At 60.6% G+C, this 17,185-nt stretch carries 16 protein-coding genes; 3 read left to right on the top strand and 13 right to left on the bottom strand.

Annotation, left to right across the window (positions count from 1 at the left end):
* Positions 1-36 precede the first annotated feature (36 nt).
* The 3 genes from WNE31_RS05435 (at position 37) to WNE31_RS05445 (ending at position 3,323) form a co-directional block, all read left to right on the top strand.
* The gene (locus WNE31_RS05435) at positions 37-798 is read left to right on the top strand and encodes a hypothetical protein (protein WP_349978683.1); all 762 of its coding nucleotides are present in this window, start codon (positions 37-39) and stop codon (positions 796-798) included.
* The gene (locus WNE31_RS05440; RefSeq protein ID WP_349978684.1) at positions 798-1,754 is read left to right on the top strand and encodes a glycosyltransferase family 2 protein; all 957 of its coding nucleotides are present in this window, start codon (positions 798-800) and stop codon (positions 1,752-1,754) included. Before WNE31_RS05435 ends, WNE31_RS05440 begins: the two co-directional genes overlap by 1 nt.
* A gap of 159 nt (positions 1,755-1,913) precedes the next feature.
* Complete coding sequence (locus tag WNE31_RS05445) at positions 1,914-3,323, top strand: DEAD/DEAH box helicase (protein ID WP_349978685.1); 1,410 nt, start codon at positions 1,914-1,916, stop codon at positions 3,321-3,323.
* Between the two features lie 81 nt (positions 3,324-3,404).
* Here the strand turns inward: WNE31_RS05445 and WNE31_RS05450 are convergent, their stop codons facing one another.
* The 13 genes from WNE31_RS05450 to nuoG form a co-directional block, all read right to left on the bottom strand.
* Complete coding sequence (locus WNE31_RS05450; protein WP_349978686.1) at positions 3,405-5,072, bottom strand: ribonuclease J; 1,668 nt, start codon at positions 5,070-5,072, stop codon at positions 3,405-3,407.
* Positions 5,069-5,845, bottom strand: coding sequence for a type III pantothenate kinase (locus tag WNE31_RS05455; protein WP_349978687.1), 777 nt, complete (start codon positions 5,843-5,845; stop codon positions 5,069-5,071). Before WNE31_RS05455 ends, WNE31_RS05450 begins: the two co-directional genes overlap by 4 nt.
* Before the next feature lie 18 nt (positions 5,846-5,863).
* Positions 5,864-6,613 carry a biotin--[acetyl-CoA-carboxylase] ligase gene (locus WNE31_RS05460; RefSeq protein WP_349978688.1) on the bottom strand — a complete coding sequence of 250 codons (750 nt, stop codon included), beginning with the start codon at positions 6,611-6,613 and terminating at the stop codon, positions 5,864-5,866.
* 105 nt (positions 6,614-6,718) lie between these two features.
* Positions 6,719-8,161: an NADH-quinone oxidoreductase subunit NuoN gene (gene nuoN, locus WNE31_RS05465; protein WP_349978689.1), complete on the bottom strand. Its 1,443-nt coding sequence runs from the start codon at positions 8,159-8,161 to the stop codon at positions 6,719-6,721.
* 15 nt (positions 8,162-8,176) lie between these two features.
* Complete coding sequence (locus WNE31_RS05470; protein WP_349978690.1) at positions 8,177-9,724, bottom strand: NADH-quinone oxidoreductase subunit M; 1,548 nt, start codon at positions 9,722-9,724, stop codon at positions 8,177-8,179.
* On the bottom strand, positions 9,724-11,796 hold the full coding sequence (gene nuoL / locus WNE31_RS05475; protein ID WP_349978691.1) for an NADH-quinone oxidoreductase subunit L: 2,073 nt from the start codon (positions 11,794-11,796) through the stop codon (positions 9,724-9,726). Before nuoL ends, WNE31_RS05470 begins: the two co-directional genes overlap by 1 nt.
* Before the next feature lie 6 nt (positions 11,797-11,802).
* A complete protein-coding gene (gene nuoK / locus WNE31_RS05480; RefSeq protein WP_349978692.1) occupies positions 11,803-12,108 on the bottom strand; it encodes an NADH-quinone oxidoreductase subunit NuoK in 306 nt (101 codons plus the stop codon).
* 78 nt (positions 12,109-12,186) lie between these two features.
* Entirely contained in the window at positions 12,187-12,795 is a 609-nt protein-coding gene (locus tag WNE31_RS05485; protein WP_349978693.1) for an NADH-quinone oxidoreductase subunit J, read from the bottom strand.
* Positions 12,792-13,199, bottom strand: coding sequence for a carboxymuconolactone decarboxylase family protein (locus WNE31_RS05490; protein WP_349978694.1), 408 nt, complete (start codon positions 13,197-13,199; stop codon positions 12,792-12,794). Before WNE31_RS05490 ends, WNE31_RS05485 begins: the two co-directional genes overlap by 4 nt.
* A complete protein-coding gene (gene nuoI, locus WNE31_RS05495) occupies positions 13,196-13,690 on the bottom strand; it encodes an NADH-quinone oxidoreductase subunit NuoI (RefSeq protein ID WP_349978695.1) in 495 nt (164 codons plus the stop codon). The genes WNE31_RS05490 and nuoI overlap by 4 nt, the downstream gene beginning before the upstream one ends.
* 2 nt (positions 13,691-13,692) lie before the next feature.
* On the bottom strand, positions 13,693-14,730 hold the full coding sequence (gene nuoH, locus WNE31_RS05500) for an NADH-quinone oxidoreductase subunit NuoH (RefSeq protein ID WP_349978696.1): 1,038 nt from the start codon (positions 14,728-14,730) through the stop codon (positions 13,693-13,695).
* 6 nt (positions 14,731-14,736) lie between these two features.
* Complete coding sequence (locus WNE31_RS05505) at positions 14,737-15,165, bottom strand: hypothetical protein (RefSeq protein ID WP_463407419.1); 429 nt, start codon at positions 15,163-15,165, stop codon at positions 14,737-14,739.
* Positions 15,166-15,170: 5 nt separating this feature from the next.
* Positions 15,171-17,183 carry an NADH-quinone oxidoreductase subunit NuoG gene (gene nuoG / locus WNE31_RS05510; protein WP_349978697.1) on the bottom strand — a complete coding sequence of 671 codons (2,013 nt, stop codon included), beginning with the start codon at positions 17,181-17,183 and terminating at the stop codon, positions 15,171-15,173.
* Between the last annotated feature and the right edge of the window lie 2 nt (positions 17,184-17,185).

Here is a 17,185-nt window from a genome sequence, read left to right on the forward strand (position 1 = left end):
GATTGCGCGGGGCATGCCCCCGTGCAATCATGCGGCATGACTGATAAGATCCAGACCTTTCCCGGCGGGCGTGACGCCCTCATGCAACGCTATAATGTCCGGCGGGAACCCTTTGTTTTCGATCACGATTCCCTGCCTCCCGCCGATATCGATCTCGCGCCGCTGACCCAGCGTTTTGTAACCGAGGATGCCACCCGCAAACAACCGGGCGAGCCGCGCCGTGCCTCATCGTTTTCCCGCAAACGTCGCGCCATGGCGGAAGAGTTCATCGGCAAATCGGAACTGGCCTTTCTGAACGGGCTGCTGATTTCCAACCTGCGCAAGACAAGCGCCCCTGACGCCGCCGCCCCCCTGTTCCTCCGGCTTTGGGAGGAACAGCCCGACCACCTGATTTCACAGCTTGACCTGCGCTGGCAGGTATCGTCGATCATGACATTTGCCGACCACGGTGGCACCGATGTGCAACGCCAGGTCGGACAGGCCATGCGCATGTTGTTCGGATTGATGAAACTTTACGAATTCGAACGCCAGTACAGCGGTTTTGACCCGACTGTGCCCTTCGGTTTTGCCAAGCGCAGCAAGGCCGCCCTGCCGATGGAGATGGACAGCTATTCCCTGCTGCATGGCGGGCTCGATGTGAACATCCTCGCGCCGGTCTGGAATCTGGCAATGACCGATCCGGGCATTGCGCCGCTGGCAAACCACCTTTTCGAGATGCTGAACCATGACCCCGCCACCCTGTTCCGGCGCCTCAACCGCATGAAAGAGGTCTATGCCCGCCTCAAGGGGAAAGCCTGATGCGTTGGGGCGTTGTGGCGACCATCAAGGCGCCCGTGGCCGACGTATTGAATTTCGTCGCGCATCACCTTGAGATCGGGGCCGATCACTTGTTCATTTATCTGGATGACGACAATCCAGAGGCCCAGGCGGCACTGGACGCACATCCGCAAGTCTCGGTCACACGCACCGACACGCCCTACTGGAAGGCGGGCGGCAAACACCGCCCCGCCAAACATCAGGCGCGCCAGACCCGCAATGCCACCCATGCCTATACGCAGGCCACCACCACAAACCTCGACTGGCTGATGCATATGGATGTGGACGAATTCCTTTGGGCTGAACGTCCTCTCTCTGACCTGCTGGCAGCCCTTCCAGCCAAGGCCGAGGCCGCGCGCGTGCGCCCGATTGAGGCGCTCAGCCCGCCCGACGGACCGTCGGCAGGCGGCGTGACCCATTTCAAGGGCTTTGTGCCCGCCCACGGGAAACGTCAGGAAATTTCGCAGGCGCTTTTCCCAACCTTCGGCAACTATGTCAAAGGCGGGTTCCTCAGCCACGTGCAGGGCAAGGTGTTCGTGCGAACCGGGATGTCAGACATCGAAATACGCATCCACAACGCGTTCAAAAATGGGATTGAACTGTCTGAAACAGTTGAATTTTCTGGCGTCGACCTGTGTCACCTGCACGTCAGGGACTGGGACAGTTGGCAGGCACATTACCGGTATCGGCACAATCGGGGGTCTTACCGGTCCGAGCTGAAACCCGCGATTGCCACAGATCACGGCGGGCTGACCCTGCACCAGCTTTTCGCCATGCTGGAAGCAGAGAACGGCAAAAACGGGCTGCGCGCCTTTTTTGACGAGGTCTGCGTCGCGCGGCCCGATCTGTTGCAGGCGCTGGAGGCGCGCGGCCTGTTGCGGTCCTACGCCTTGGACCTTGAGGAAAAGCGCGCGCGACACTTCCCGGACTATGGCTGACACCCCCGCAAATCGCGCCTGCCCACCGCTTCATTGACCCGAGGCCCCTATTGGGCTAAAACCCGCGCGAGGGTTGATCAGGCGACCAAGCGCCGGGCCAAACGGGCCTGACCCCATAAGCTGCTACGGGCAACAAGTGTCCGTAAACCACGGATACACATGACGAAATTTTCCGATCTCAACCTCAACCCGAAGGTGCTGAAAGCGATCAGCGAAGCCGGGTACGAAACCCCCACCCCCATTCAGGCAGGGGCGATTCCCTCGGCACTGGAAGGCAAGGACGTGCTGGGCATTGCACAAACGGGCACAGGCAAAACCGCCAGCTTTACCCTGCCGATGCTGTCGCTGCTGGCCCGCGGACGCGCCCGCGCACGAATGCCGCGCAGCCTCGTGCTGTGCCCCACGCGCGAACTCGCCGCGCAGGTGGCCGAGAACTTTGACACTTATTCCAAACATCTCAAGCTTACCAAAGCGCTGTTGATTGGCGGCGTCTCATTCAAGGAACAGGATGCGCTGATTGACCGGGGCGTCGACGTTCTGATTGCGACGCCGGGCCGTCTGCTGGACCATTTCGAGCGCGGCAAGCTGTTGCTGACCGGCGTACAGATCATGGTCGTGGACGAAGCCGACCGGATGCTGGACATGGGTTTTATCCCCGACATCGAGCGGATTTTCAGCCTGACACCCTTTACCCGCCAGACGCTGTTCTTCTCGGCCACCATGGCACCCGAGATCGAGCGGATCACCAACACCTTCCTATCGGCCCCGGCCCGTGTCGAAGTGGCCCGTCAGGCCACCGCCTCGGAAACGATTGAACAGGGCGTGGTGATGTTCAAGGCCTCGCGCCGTGACCGCGAAGGGAGCGAAAAGCGCCGCGTGCTGCGCGCGCTGATTGATGGTGAAGGCGACAAGTGCACCAACGCGATCATCTTCTGCAACCGCAAGACCGACGTGGATATCTGTGCCAAGTCGCTCAAGAAATACGGCTATGACGCGGCCCCGATCCACGGTGATCTGGACCAGTCACAGCGCACGCGCACGCTTGATGCCTTCCGCAACGGCGAATTGCGCATCCTTGTGGCCTCGGATGTGGCGGCGCGTGGTCTGGATGTGCCCAGCGTCAGCCATGTGTTCAATTTTGACGTGCCCGGCCATGCCGAGGATTACGTCCACCGGATCGGGCGCACCGGCCGCGCCGGACGCGAGGGCAAGGCGTTTACCATCTGCACACCCCGCGATGAAAAGGCGTTCGCCGCCGTGGAAGCGCTGATCCAGAAAGAGATTCCCCGCGTCGAAAACCCGTCCAAACCGGCCCCGCGCAAATCGTCGAAAAAATCAAGGGACGAGGACATGCAGGTCGAAGCCGCGCAGGACGTCCCCGAGCCCAAGTCCGAAAAGCCTCAGCGCCAGGCCGAAAAGCCCCAGCGTCAGAAAGATGACAAGCAGGGCAAATCCCAGCGCAACCGGGGTGGCCGTGGCCGCAACGACCGTGACGAAAAGGTTGTGGGCATGGGCGACCACCTGCCCAGCTTTATCGCGCTCAGCTTTGACGAACGCCGCGCCGGATAATCCGGCAGAGGACCGCAAATGACAAAACAGCCGCGCCTTGATCGGGCGCGGCTGTTTGCATTTCAGACGTCAGGTTGACGATCAACTCATCCGGGACACAATCACCGTCACCTCGGGTTTCTTGCCGATCTCGTCATTGCAGGTATTGCGGGCAATCCGGCGCAATTCCTCTTCCAGTTTGTCGTCGTTGGACAGTGTTTTTTCCGACGCGCGGCCCAGGAACTGGGTCAGGTCTTCTTCCAGCACATCCAGAAGCGGCGCGAAGCTTCGGCCCTGCTCCGGTAGCCCCTTGATCTCGCACCACGCCTCGCCCAACGGTTCGTCGTCTTCGTCCAGGATCACGGTCACCACCAGATGCCCGTTCAGCGCCATGCGGATACGGTCACGCACGATGCCGTCCAGCGCCCCGATCTTGACTGCGCCGTCCAGATAGGTCCGGCCCGTTTCCACAAACCCGCAGACCACAGGGTCATCCCCGCTCAGGTCGACCATCGTGCCGTTCACGGCGACAATAGACGCCCGCCCCCGCTCTTGCGAGAGCTTGGCATGGGCGCGCAGGTGTCGGTGTTCGCCGTGGTTGGGGATCACCATCTGCGGCTTGACGATGTCCTGCAGGGTTTCAAGATCTGGACGGTTGGCATGGCCCGACACGTGATAAAGTCCGCCCGCATCATCGACGATATCCACGCCCATCTCGGAAAACTGGTTCATGATGCGGATCACGCCACGTTCGTTGCCCGGAATGGTTTTCGACGAAAACAGGAAGGTGTCGCCCTCTTTCATCGTGATCCCGTTGTATTTCCCGCGGGCCAACTGGGCCGTGGCCGCGCGCCGTTCGCCTTGCGATCCGGTGACGATCAGCATCAAATTTTCGCGCGGAATGGCGCGGGCGTCTTCGGGACTGACCACCTTGGGAAAGCTGTTCAGAACACCGGTCTGGATCGCGGCCTCGATCATGCGGCGCATGGCGCGCCCCATCAGGCAGATCGACCGCCCTGCCCGTTCGCCCGCCTCGGCCAGCGTTTTCACGCGGGCCACGTTCGAGGCAAAGGTCGTGGCCGCAACCATGTACGGCGCATCAACGATCAGCTTTTCGATCTCTGGCCCAACGCTCGACTCGGATCGGCCGGGGGTCATCGAGAATACGTTGGTCGAGTCACAGATCAATGCCTTGACGCCGTCCTTGCTGACCTCGGCCCAGAGATCAGGGTCGAACGGTTCGCCGACCACCGGGTTTTCATCCAGCTTGAAGTCGCCCGAATGGATCACCCGCCCCTCGGGCGTATCAATCACCAAAGCGGCGCTTTCGGGGATTGAGTGGCTGACAGGAAGGAACCCCACATTAAATGGCCCGGCCTTGGTCGTCTCGGGCCAGGCCGACACCGTGTGTACATCCTGTTCGGACAGGCCACGATCCGTCATCTTGTGGCGCGCCAGCGCGGCAGTGAAAGCCCGCGCATAGACCGGCACCCCAAGTTTTTCCCAGAAATGCCCAACAGCGCCGACATGGTCTTCGTGGCCATGCGTGATGAACACAGCCTCAAGCCGATCCTTGTTTTCGATCAGCCAGGTGAGATCGGGAAAGATCAGGTCGACCCCCGGGCTGGTGTCCATATCCGAGAAGGTCACCCCCAGATCGACGAGGATCAGGCGTTCCTCGTTCTCGGGACCATACCCATAGACATAGGCATTCATGCCGATTTCACCGGCGCCGCCAAGCGGCAGATAGATCAGACGGTCACTGCTCAATTGCCGTGTTCCTTGTTGTAATTGTGGATCACGGTCAGGCCGTGCATGGTCAGGTCTTCTTCAAAGTTGTCAAATAGATCGACAGACTGCTGGAACAACGGCGCCAGCCCGCCGGTTGCGATAATTTTCATGGGGCGGTCCCGCTCGGCCTTGATCCGGTCACAGACCTCGCGCACCATCCCGACATAGCCCCAGAACACGCCGGACTGGATACAGGCCACGGTATTGGTGCCAATCACTTTCTGCGGCTTGGCGATGTCGACATGCGGCAGCGCGGCGGCGGCATTATGCAGCGCCTCAAGGCTGAGGTTCACGCCCGGCGCGATCACGCCCCCGATATAGGCCCCGTCCTTGGCAACCACGTCAAATGTGGTGGCCGTGCCGAAATCCACGACGATCAGGTCACCGCCGTGCCGGTCAAACGCCCCTGCCGTATTCACGAGCCGATCCGGCCCCACGATAGTGCCCTCGTCCACCCGCGACTCGGCGGGCAACAGGCACTCGGGCTTGCCGACAACAATCGGGCGGCAGTTGAAGAACCGGTCAGAGAAAACACGCAGGTTGAACACGACACGCGGCACGGTCGACGAGATGATGACATCGGTGATGTCGAGGTCGATTTCATAGTGTTTGATCAGCGTCGAAAACCACGTGAAATAGGCATCCGCCGTGCGGGCATGGTGGGTCGAGGTACGCAGGGTGCACAGGAACTTCTCGCCGTCCCAGATCGAGAAAACCGTATTCGTATTGCCGCAATCAATGGCCAGAAGCATGGCGTCGCCCTTGAACTGTCAAAAGAAAATGTCCGCCGCCGGGATGGCAACAGGCCCCTCGGGGGTGTTCAACACCAGATTGCCCGCGCTGTCCACCGTTTCGAAGATGCCCGTGGTTTCCTCGCGGGCGGTGCGGGCGGTGATGATCTCGCCCAGACGGGCGGCCCGCGACAGCCACGCGATGCGGATGGGGTCGAACCCGTAGGTCACAAACTGGTGCTCCCACCGGGCATAGGCGGCGGCAAGGAGGTCCAGAAAATCCTCGGGCGCGATTTCGATCCCTGTTTCGGCCCAAAGCGATACCGGCACGACCGCGCGCGCCTCGAGTTGGGCTGCGTCCGGCGCGTGTTTCAGGTTCACCCCGATGCCGATGGCAATGTGGCTGGGCATGCCCCCCGCAAATCCAGCGCTTTCCAGAAGGATACCTGCCACCTTGGCCCCGTTCAGCAACACGTCATTCGGCCATTTCAGCGAAAACAGATCCGGTTTGCCCGTGGCAGCCACAAAGGCATCGTAAAGCGCCAGCGAGGCCACGAAAGACCGCAGCGCAATCCGGTCCGGCGTTTCCTGCGGCCGCAGTACCAGCGTGCCGGCAAAGTTCCCTTCGGGGTCGGCCCAAGGGCGCCCGCGCCGTCCTCGCCCCGCCGTCTGTCGCAGGCCGAGGATCCACTCCGGGCCTGTCAGGGTCGCGGCAATGCGCCCGGCCTCGGCATTGGTGCTGTCCACCTCGGCAAGCACCCGCTTGCCATATCCTTGCGGCCAGGTCATCTGAGACAGCCCTTTTCTTCTTTGTGTCAAATACTCTTACCGAAGGCACATACAAAAAAAGAAACGCGCCCGAAAGGGCGCGTTCCAACTTGGTCCCGGTCGGGTTTACTGAACCAGTGTCGCGGCGGCTGCCTGGGCCACGCCTTCGATCCCGAACAGGTTCACAACCCCGACCAGCATCGCGATGGCGGGCACCATCAGGGCCACCCACAAAACGGGCGAGCGGTTCTTGTCCAGCGCATCGGATTCGTCGCCAAAGTACATGTAGTAGACGATCCGCAGGTAATAGAAGGCACCGATCACCGAGGCGACCACGCCCAGAACCGCCAGCCAGACAAGCCCGGCCTCATAAGCGGCGCGCAGCACGTACAGCTTGCCGAAAAATCCAACGAGCGGCGGTACACCGGCCAGCGAGAACATCAGCAGCAGAACCGCAAGCGCCTTGCCCGGCTCACGCGCGGAATACATGTTCAGCGCACGGATATCCACGACGGGCTGGCCGTCACGTTCCAGGCTCATGATGAAGGCGAAGGTGCCGATATTCATAGTCACGTAGATCGCCATGTAGATCAGCAGGGCCTGCACGCCAAAGGCGGTGCCGGCGGCCAGACCCATCATCGCATAGCCCATATGGGCGATCGACGAATAGGCCATCAGGCGTTTGATGTTGGTCTGCCCGATGGCGGCCACGGCACCAAGGAACATGGACAGCACGCTGAGCAGCGCGATGATCTGCTGCCAGTCCGCGACCACCCCGCCAAAGGCGTCGTGCAGAACGCGGGCGAACAGGCCCATGGCAGCCATCTTCGGCGCGGTCGCAAAGAAAGCCGTGATCGGGGTTGGTGCGCCTTCGTAAACGTCGGGCGTCCACATGTGGAAGGGGACTGCGGAAATCTTGAACGCCAGACCCGAGGCCACGAAGGTCAGGCCGAACAACAGACCAAGCGGCGTATGACCGTCGCCCACGGCCTCGACAATGCCCGAGAAGGTTGTCGTGCCCGCAAACCCGTAGACCAGCGACGAGCCGAACAACAGAAGGCCCGAGCTGAGCGCGCCCAGCACAAAGTACTTCAGGCCCGCTTCCGAAGATTTGAGGCTGTCGCGGCGCATCGAGGCCACCACATAGAGCGAGAGCGATTGCAATTCGAGGCCCATGTAAAGGGTCATGAGGTCGCCCGAAGACACCATGACCATCATGCCGATCACCGACAGAACGATCAGGATCGGGTACTCAAAGCGCAACATGCCCTTGCGCGACATGTAGTCCTGCCCCATCGCCAGTACCGCCCCTGCTGCAAGCAGGATGGCTACCTTGGCAAAGCGGGCAAACCCATCATCGATGAACAACCCGTTAAAGGCCACGGCCTCGGCACCACCACGGGCCAGACCGATCCACGCGGCCACAATCACCAGCACCCCGGCTGTCACCCATGTGAGCAGCGGCGCGAGCCGGTCCTTGCCCGTGTATACCGCGCCCAGAAGCGCCAGCATCGCATAGAGCGCCAGAAGGATTTCCGGCAGGATAATGTTCAGATCAGCCTGGATCATTTTCTCAAGCTCTCCTTAGTGCGATGCCGTGTCCGTGGCCGCCTCGGCGACCGCGGCAATGGCGGTGTGGTAATCGTTCAGCAGGGCCTCGACCGAGGGGCCGATGATATCGGTGATCAGCGGCGGATAGACACCAAGGATCAGGGTCATCGCCACGAGCGGTGCGAAAATCCAGCGTTCGCGCACGGTCATGTCGCTGATGGTCTTGAGGCTTTCCTTGATCAACTGGCCGAACACGACACGGCGATAGAGCCACAGCGCATAAGAGGCCGAGAAGATCACGCCGGATGCGGCGAACAGGGCGATCCATGTGTTGACCTGGAACACGCCGAGGATGGTCAGAAATTCCCCGACAAACCCCGAGGTGCCCGGCAAGCCGACATTGGCCATCGTGAAGAACATGAAGATCAGCGCATAGGCCGGCATCCGGTTGACCAGACCGCCATAGGCGTCGATCTCGCGGGTGTGCATCCGGTCATAGATCACGCCAACGCAGAGGAACAGCGCCCCCGAGATAAACCCGTGCGACAGCATCTGGAAGATCGCGCCGTCCACACCCTGCTGGTTGGCGGCGAAGATCCCCATCGTCACATAACCCATATGGGCGACCGACGAATAGGCGATCAGCTTTTTCATGTCTTCCTGCACCAGCGCAACCAGCGAAGTATAAACAATCGCGATCGCCGACATCCACAGCACCAGATCGGTCATCACCGCCGAGCCCACAGGGAACATCGGCAGGCTGAACCGCAGGAAGCCATAGCCACCCATCTTCAACAGGATCGCGGCCAGTACGACCGAACCCGCTGTCGGGGCCTGAACGTGCGCATCGGGCAACCAGGTGTGGACCGGCCACATCGGCATCTTCACCGCGAACGAGGCAAAGAACGCAAGAAACAACAGCGTCTGCATCCCTCCGATGATCTGGATCCCCAGAACCGAGAAGGTCTCGGTGCCGAACTGGTGATTCATCAGCATCGGGATATCGGTGGTGCCCGCATCCGCGAACATCGCCACCATCGCGACCAGCATCAGGACCGAGCCGAGGAAGGTATAGAGGAAGAATTTGAACGCGGCATAAATCCGGTTCGCGCCGCCCCAGATGCCGATGATCAGGAACATCGGGATCAGGCCTGCCTCGAAGAACAGGTAGAACAGTACCAGGTCCAGCGCCATGAACACGCCAAGCATAAGCGTTTCCAGCAGAAGGAAGGCGATCATGTATTCCTTGACGCGGTGCGTGACGTTCCACGACGCCGCGATCACCAGCGGCATCATGAAGGTGGTCAGCATTACGAACAGAACCGAAATCCCGTCCACGCCCAGCTTGAATTTGAGACCCAGAAGCCAGTCATATTCCTCGACGAACTGGAAGCCCGTATTCGACGGGTCGAATTCCACGAGAATGGCCAGCGACACCAGGAAGGTGATCACGGTCGAAATCATCGCGACCCATTTGGCGTTGCGCTGCGCGGCAGGTTCTTCCCCGCGCAGGAAAATTGCCAGGATCAGCGCGGCCAAAGCCGGGATGAAAGTGACAATGGAGAGCAAGCTGTCGTTCATCAGTGCGCTCCTCCGTTGAGCGTCACCCACGTGATCAGCACGACGATACCGATCACCATGGCAAAGGCATAAGTAAAGATGTAGCCGGATTGGGCGCGACCAGCGAGGCGGGTGAAGAAGGGCACGATGCCCATTGCCACACCGTTCAGGAACCCGTCGATCACGTTGCCATCGCCCTTCTTCCACAGGAAGCGGCCGATCGCCATCGCGGGTTTCACGAAGATCGCGTCATAAAGCTCGTCAAAATACCATTTGTTGAGCAGGAAGTTGTACAGAGGCCAGTTAGTCTCGGCCACTTTGCGCGGCAGGGCCGGGTTCACGATATAGAACCAGAACGCCACGAGGAAGCCGATCACCATTGCGATGAAGGGCGACAACTTGGACCAGGTCGGCACGTAATGCGCTGTGTGCAGCACGTGGTTGTCCGCTCCGGTATAGATCGCACCCTCGCCCGGTGCCCCGTCAAAGACATACTTCAGCTTGGACGCCTCGGGATGCTCTTCGGCAAAGGCCTTGGCCTCTTCCGCGCTGGCCTCGGCATAGGGCACGCCAAAGAACTTGGCCACTTCGTTGGTCTTGCCAAAGAAGCTGGAATACCAGATCGCACCGGCAAAGATCGCCCCAAGAGCCAGAACCCCAAGGGGCACCAGCATAACCATCGGGCTTTCATGCGCGTGGTCGTGGGTGTGCTTGTTGCCGCGCGCCTCGCCATAGAAGGTAAGGAACATCAGGCGCCACGAGTAGAACGAGGTAAACAGCGCCGCGATGACCAGCATCCAGAAGGCATAGCCCCCGTGGGTCGCGGCATAAGCGCTTTCGATCACGGCGTCTTTCGAGGCGAACCCGGCAAAGCCGATCCAGCCGGTCAACGGGATACCGACGCCGGTGATGGCCAGTGTACCGATCATCATCGCCCAGAAGGTATAGGGCAGCTTCTTGCGCAGACCGCCATAGTTCCGCATGTCCTGTTCATGGTGCATTCCGTGGATCACGGAACCCGCGCCAAGGAACAGCATCGCCTTGAAGAAGGCGTGGGTGAACAGATGGAACATCGCGACCGAGTAAACCCCAACGCCTGCCGCCACGAACATGTAGCCCAGCTGCGACATGGTCGAATAGGCGATCACACGCTTGATGTCGTTCTGCACAAGGCCAATCGTGGCCGCCACAAAGGCGGTGGTGGCCCCAAGGAAGGTGACAAAGGCCATCGCCTCGGGCGCGAATTCCATCAGGGGCGACATGCGGCAGACAAGGAAGACACCCGCGGTCACCATGGTCGCGGCGTGGATCAGCGCCGACACGGGCGTCGGGCCTTCCATCGCGTCGGGCAACCAGGTGTGCAAAAACAGCTGCGCCGATTTCCCCATCGCTCCGACGAACAGCAGGAAGGCCAGCGTGTTGGCCGCGTTCCATTCCGTCCAAAGGAAAGTGATCTGCGTTTCCGCCAGCGCAGGCGCGGCAGCGAAAATATCGTCAAACTTGATGCTGTCGGTCAGCAGGAACAGGCCCGCGATCCCCAGCGCAAAGCCAAAGTCGCCCACACGGTTGACCACAAAGGCCTTGATCGCGGCGGCATTGGCCGAGGGTTTCTTGTAGTAGAACCCGATCAGCAGGTAAGAGGCGACGCCCACGCCTTCCCAGCCAAAGAACATCTGGACAAGGTTGTCAGAGGTCACCAGCATCAGCATCGAAAAGGTAAAGAACGACAGGTAAGCAAAGAAGCGCGCCTTGTAGTTCTCGCCCTCGCCCCAGTTGTCGTCATGGGCCATGTAGCCCATCGAATAAAGGTGCACCAAGGCCGACACCGACGTGACCACGATCAGCATGATCGCCGTCAGGCGATCCATGCGGATGGCCCAGGCCGTGTCGAGCGTGCCGGACTGGATATAGTCGAGAATATGGATGTACTGTGTCTGGCCGTCATGGCCCAGGAACACGACCCAAGACAGCAGACAGGACAGGAACAGCAGCCCCGTCGTCACGTACTGCGCGCCCTTCTCGCCAATGAGGCGCCACCCGAAGCCGGCAATCAGGCTGCCGACCAGCGGGGCAAAGAGGATGATCTTTTCCATCGAACGTCAGCCTTTCATCACGTTGACATCTTCCACCGCGATGGTGCCGCGGTTGCGGAAGAACGAGACAAGGATCGCCAGACCAATCGCGGCCTCGGCGGCGGCGACGGTCAGGACCAGCAGGGTAAAGACCTGCCCGACCATGTCATTCATGAAGCTCGAGAACGCCACGAGATTGATGTTGACCGAGAGCAGCATCAATTCGATCGACATCAACAGGATGATGACGTTCTTGCGGTTCAGGAACAGGCCAAAGATGCCGATCACGAACAGCGCCGAGGCCAGCGTGAGATAATGTTCAAGTCCGATCATGTGTTTTCTGTCCCATCGTTCTTTCGTTGGCCGTGTTTCTTTTTGAAACTTCAGCCTTATCTTTTGGCCGGTGCGGGGTCACAGACCCTGTCCGGGTTTCACATCTTTCAATTCCATCGCATCCGCCGGATCACGCCACATCTGTTCCAAAACGTTCTGGCGCTTGATGTCCTTGCGGTGGCGCAGGGTCAGCACGATTGCACCGATCATCGCAACCAGCAGGATCAGGCCCGCCAGTTGGAACAGCAGGAAATACTGGTCATAGATCAGCAGGCCCAATGCCGCGGTATTCTCGACCCCGTCGGGTGTCACGGCAGCGCGATTGGCCTCGGCCACCTCGGATGCCTGCCATGCGCCGGCGGCCAGACCGATCTGCATCAGCAGAACCAGACCGATCAACAGGGCCAATGGCATGTATTTAGCCATTTCGGCCTTCAGCTCGGCAAAGTCGATGTCCAGCATCATCACCACGAACAGGAACAGCACGGCGACCGCCCCCACGTAGACGATGATCAACAGCATCGCGACGAATTCCGCACCCAGAAGCACGAACAGGCCCGCCGACGACAGGAAGGCCAGGATCAGCCACAGCACCGAGTGCACGGGGTTGCGGCTGATCACGGTGAACAGCCCGCCCACGATCACGCAGGCGCCAAACAGGTAAAAGGCCAGTGCTGCAACGCTCATGTGTCACTTTCCTCACTATCGGCCATGACATCCTGCGCGAGTTCCATCGCGCGGGTCATGGCGGGAATTCCGGCGAACATCGACATCTGGCCGATGGTCTCGATAATTTCTTGTTTCGTGGCGCCCGCTTCCATCAGGTGGCGCACGGTCATGCGGATCTGTGCATCGGCCTGCGCGCCCAGAACGGTCAACGCGGCCAGCGCCAGCAACAGGCGGGTCTTGGCATCCAGCCCGTCCTTGTTAAGCGTGTTGCCGAACCACATCTCCATCACTTCCTTGGGCATGGTCGGCCAAAGCGCCTCGAACCCCTTGGGGGTGAACGACTCGAGCGCAGGGTTCATGGCTTTTGCCATTTCCTGATACTGCGCGATCATGGCCTCAAAAGGGTTCGTCTTGTCAGTCATCGGTACGGCGCGTCCAGTTCAAGGTTGCGGGCGATCTCGGCTTCCCAACGCTCGCCGTTTTCCAGAAGTTTTGCCTTGTCATAGAACAATTCTTCACGGGTTTCGGTCGAGAACTCAAAATTCGGCCCCTCGACAATCGCGTCCACCGGGCAGGCTTCTTGGCAGAAGCCGCAATAGATGCACTTGGTCATGTCGATGTCATAGCGCGTGGTGCGGCGGCTGCCGTCGTCGCGCGGTTCCGCGTCAATCACGATGGCCTGTGCCGGGCAGATCGCCTCGCATAGTTTACAGGCGATGCAGCGCTCTTCCCCGTTGGGATAGCGGCGCAGCGCGTGTTCGCCACGGAAGCGGGGCGACAGCGGCCCCTTTTCGTGCGGATAGTTCAGCGTCGCCTTGGGTTTGAAGAAGTACTTCATGCCCAGTTTGAAGCCCGCGATAAAGTCGGTCAGCAGGAAATAGCCAGCCGCACGTTTATAGTCGATATTGGCCATGATTACCCTCCAATCGCCCAGCGGGCCCAGAAGCCGCCCAACACTTCGAATTTGGCAAGGAATGCCACGATCACGACCCAGGCCAGCGACATCGGCAGGAACACTTTCCAACCGATCCGCATCAGCTGGTCATAGCGGTAGCGCGGCGTGATCGCCTTGATCATCGAGAAGACGAAGAAGGCCAGCAGCATCTTGAGGATCATCCAGAAGATCCCGTCCGGCAGACCCGGGATCGGGGACAGCCAGCCGCCAAAGAACAACAGCGAGACCAGCGCACACATCAGAACCACGGCCACCAGTTCACCGATCATGAACAACAGGAACGGGGTCGACGAGTATTCCACCTGATACCCGGCCACCAGTTCGGATTCCGCTTCGGGAAGGTCGAACGGCGGGCGGTTGGTTTCGGCCAACGCAGAGATGAAGAACAGGAACAGCATCGGGAAGTGCGGGATGAAGTACCAGCTCAGGATGCCTGCGCCCTCTTGTGCGCGTACGATATCGCCAAAGTTCATCGAGCCGGTCGAGATAATCACACCGATGATGATCAGGCCGATCGACACCTCGTAAGAGATCATCTGCGCGGCAGAACGGAGCGAGCCAAGGAACGGGTATTTCGAGTTCGACGCCCAGCCGCCCATGATCACGCCATAGACCTCGAGCGAGGAAATGGCGAAGACATAGAGGATCGCGACGTTGATATCCGACAGGACCCAGCCGTCATTGAAGGGGATCACGGCCCAGGCAATCAGCGCCATCACAAGGCTGATCATCGGGGCCAGCAGGAACACGACCTTGTCGGCGCCCGCAGGATACACCACTTCCTTGACAATATATTTCAAAAAGTCCGCAAAACTTTGCAGCAGGCCGAACGTGCCCACGACGTTGGGCCCCCGGCGCATCTGCACAGCCGCCCAGATTTTGCGGTCCGCATACATGAGGAACGCAAGCGCAACCAGCAGCGGTACGACAACCAGCAGAATCTGCCCTACGATCAGCAGGAAGATTCCCAGATTGGTGGTGGTAAAGAATTCAATCATGCGTCCTCACACCGTCGGTATCCCGTTTTCTTTGCAATCCGAGACAATCACCTCGGCATCAATGGTCTTAAGCCCCCGCGGCAATGCCGAAGAGATCGTGTAAACCGCATCCCCGCGCCACGCATTGTCGACGTAATCGACATGGGTACGCAGGTGGCGGGCAAAGCCAAACCCGCGGATCAGCGCATATTGCGCCGCCGCACATTCGGCATAGCGTGTCACCTGTTCGGGGGCGGCGGCATTGTCCGGTGCGGCCTGCATGGCCACGTGGAAATTCACCAGATCCCCTTCCAGAAGCTTGGTATCGACCCCCAGATAGACGGGGGCCTCGGCTTCCTTGCTGCAATCCATGCCCTCACCACAGTCGGGCGCGCAGGCCGACAGCCCCAGCATCGTCGCCGGGAGCATTGTGGGTATGAGGGCTTGGGTCAGCATTCGTTTCATTCCGCCGCGATCTTTTCGTTCGCACGCGCCTTGGCCTGTGCGCTGAGATCCGCCATCAGCTCGCTCGCGCGGGCGATCGGGTTTGTCAGGTAGAAATCCCTAATCACCGGCAGGAAGCGACCCTTTTGCAGCTTGGTCACCGGCAGCGCCTCCCAGCCGTTGTCGATCACCTGGTCGATCTTGGCGAGGTGCGGTACCTCCTTGACCAGAGCCTGACGCAGCTGCGCCAGCGAGTCATAGGCCAGCGGCGTGCCCAGCTCGGCGCTCAGCGCGCGCAGGATCGCCCAGTTTTCCTTGGCCTCGCCCGGCGCAAACCCGGCGCGCATCGCCAGTTGCGGGCGTCCCTCAGTGTTCACGAACAACCCGTTTTCCTCGGTGTAGGCCGCCGCCGGCAGGATCACGTCGGCGCGGTGTGCCCCACGGTCGCCATGGCTGCCCTGATAGATCACGCAGGGACCATCGGCGATTTCGATCTCGTCCGCTCCAAGGTTGAACACCACCTCTGCGCCTTCCAGAGCGACATCCATGCCGCCCTCGGTCACGGCACCCACATCCATCGCGCCGACACGGCTGGCGGCGGTGTGCAGCACCATCATCTTGCCTTCATGGCGCGCGGCAAGTTCCATGCAGCGGGCCAGCACAGCAATACCGTCGCCTTCGCTGATGGCACCCTGCCCCACGATCACGACCACGTTTTCTTCGGGCGTGGCGCGTCCGGCATGGTTGTTGAGAGGGATACGCCCCGGCCCCGCGACCGTATAGTCATAGGTCAGGTCGATATCCGCCGGGCCGAACACCACCACCTCGGCCCCTTTGGCCCAGGCTTTGCGGATGCGTGCGTTCAGAACCGGTGCCTCGTCGCGCGGGTTGGTGCCCACGAGAATGATTTTCTTCGCGCTATCAATGTCTTCGATCGAAGCGTTACCCACATAGGCCGACCGGTTTCCGGCCGGCAGAACCGCGCCGTTGGTGCGGCATTCGATGGTGCCTTCGAGACCATCCACGATCTGCTTCAGCGCGAACACCGCCTCGGTCGGGGCCAGGTCACCGACCAGCGCGGAGACCTTTTTGCCCTTCATGGCATTGGCCGCGGCCGACAGGGCCTCGGGCCAGCTGGCGGGTTTCAGTTTGCCATCCACCCGCACATAGGGGCGGTCCAGACGCTGGCGGCGCAGCCCGTCCCAGACAAAGCGGGTCTTGTCGGAAATCCATTCCTCGTTCACGCCGTCATGGTTGCGCGGCAGGATGCGCATCACTTCACGGCCCTTGGTATCCACGCGGATGTTCGACCCCAGCGCGTCCATCACGTCGATGGTTTCGGTCTTGGTCAACTCCCACGGGCGGGCGGTAAAGGCATAGGGTTTCGAGGTCAGTGCACCCACCGGGCACAGGTCGATGATATTGCCCTGCAGGTTCGAATCCAGCGTCTGGTTCAGGTAGCTGGTGATCTCGGCGTCTTCGCCGCGCCCTGTCTGGCCCATCTGGGCAATGCCCGCGATCTCGGTCGTGAAACGCACACAGCGCGTGCAGGAAATGCAGCGGGTCATCGTGGTCGCAACAAGGGGGCCAAGGTCCAGATCGTCGACCGCGCGCTTGGCTTCCTTGAAGCGGGTGCCTGCCATGCCATAGGCCATGGCCTGATCCTGAAGGTCGCATTCGCCGCCCTGGTCACAGATCGGGCAGTCCAACGGGTGGTTGATGAGCATGAACTCCATCACGCCTTCGCGGGCCTTCTTGACCATAGGCGAATTGGTTTTCACCACCGGTGGCTGACCTTCGGGTCCGGGGCGCAAGTCGCGAACCTGCATCGCGCAGGAGGCTGCGGGCTTGGGTGGGCCGCCTACGACCTCAACCAGACACATCCGGCAGTTACCGGCGATCGACAGGCGTTCGTGATAGCAGAAACGCGGAATCTCGACGCCCGCCTCTTCACAGGCCTGGATGAGCGTCATCGCACCCTCAACCTCGACTTCGGTGTCGTCAATGATGATCTTGCGCAGGTCAGACATGG

This window comes from Shimia fortis, from assembly GCF_040225985.1.
Classification (GTDB): domain Bacteria; phylum Pseudomonadota; class Alphaproteobacteria; order Rhodobacterales; family Rhodobacteraceae; genus Shimia.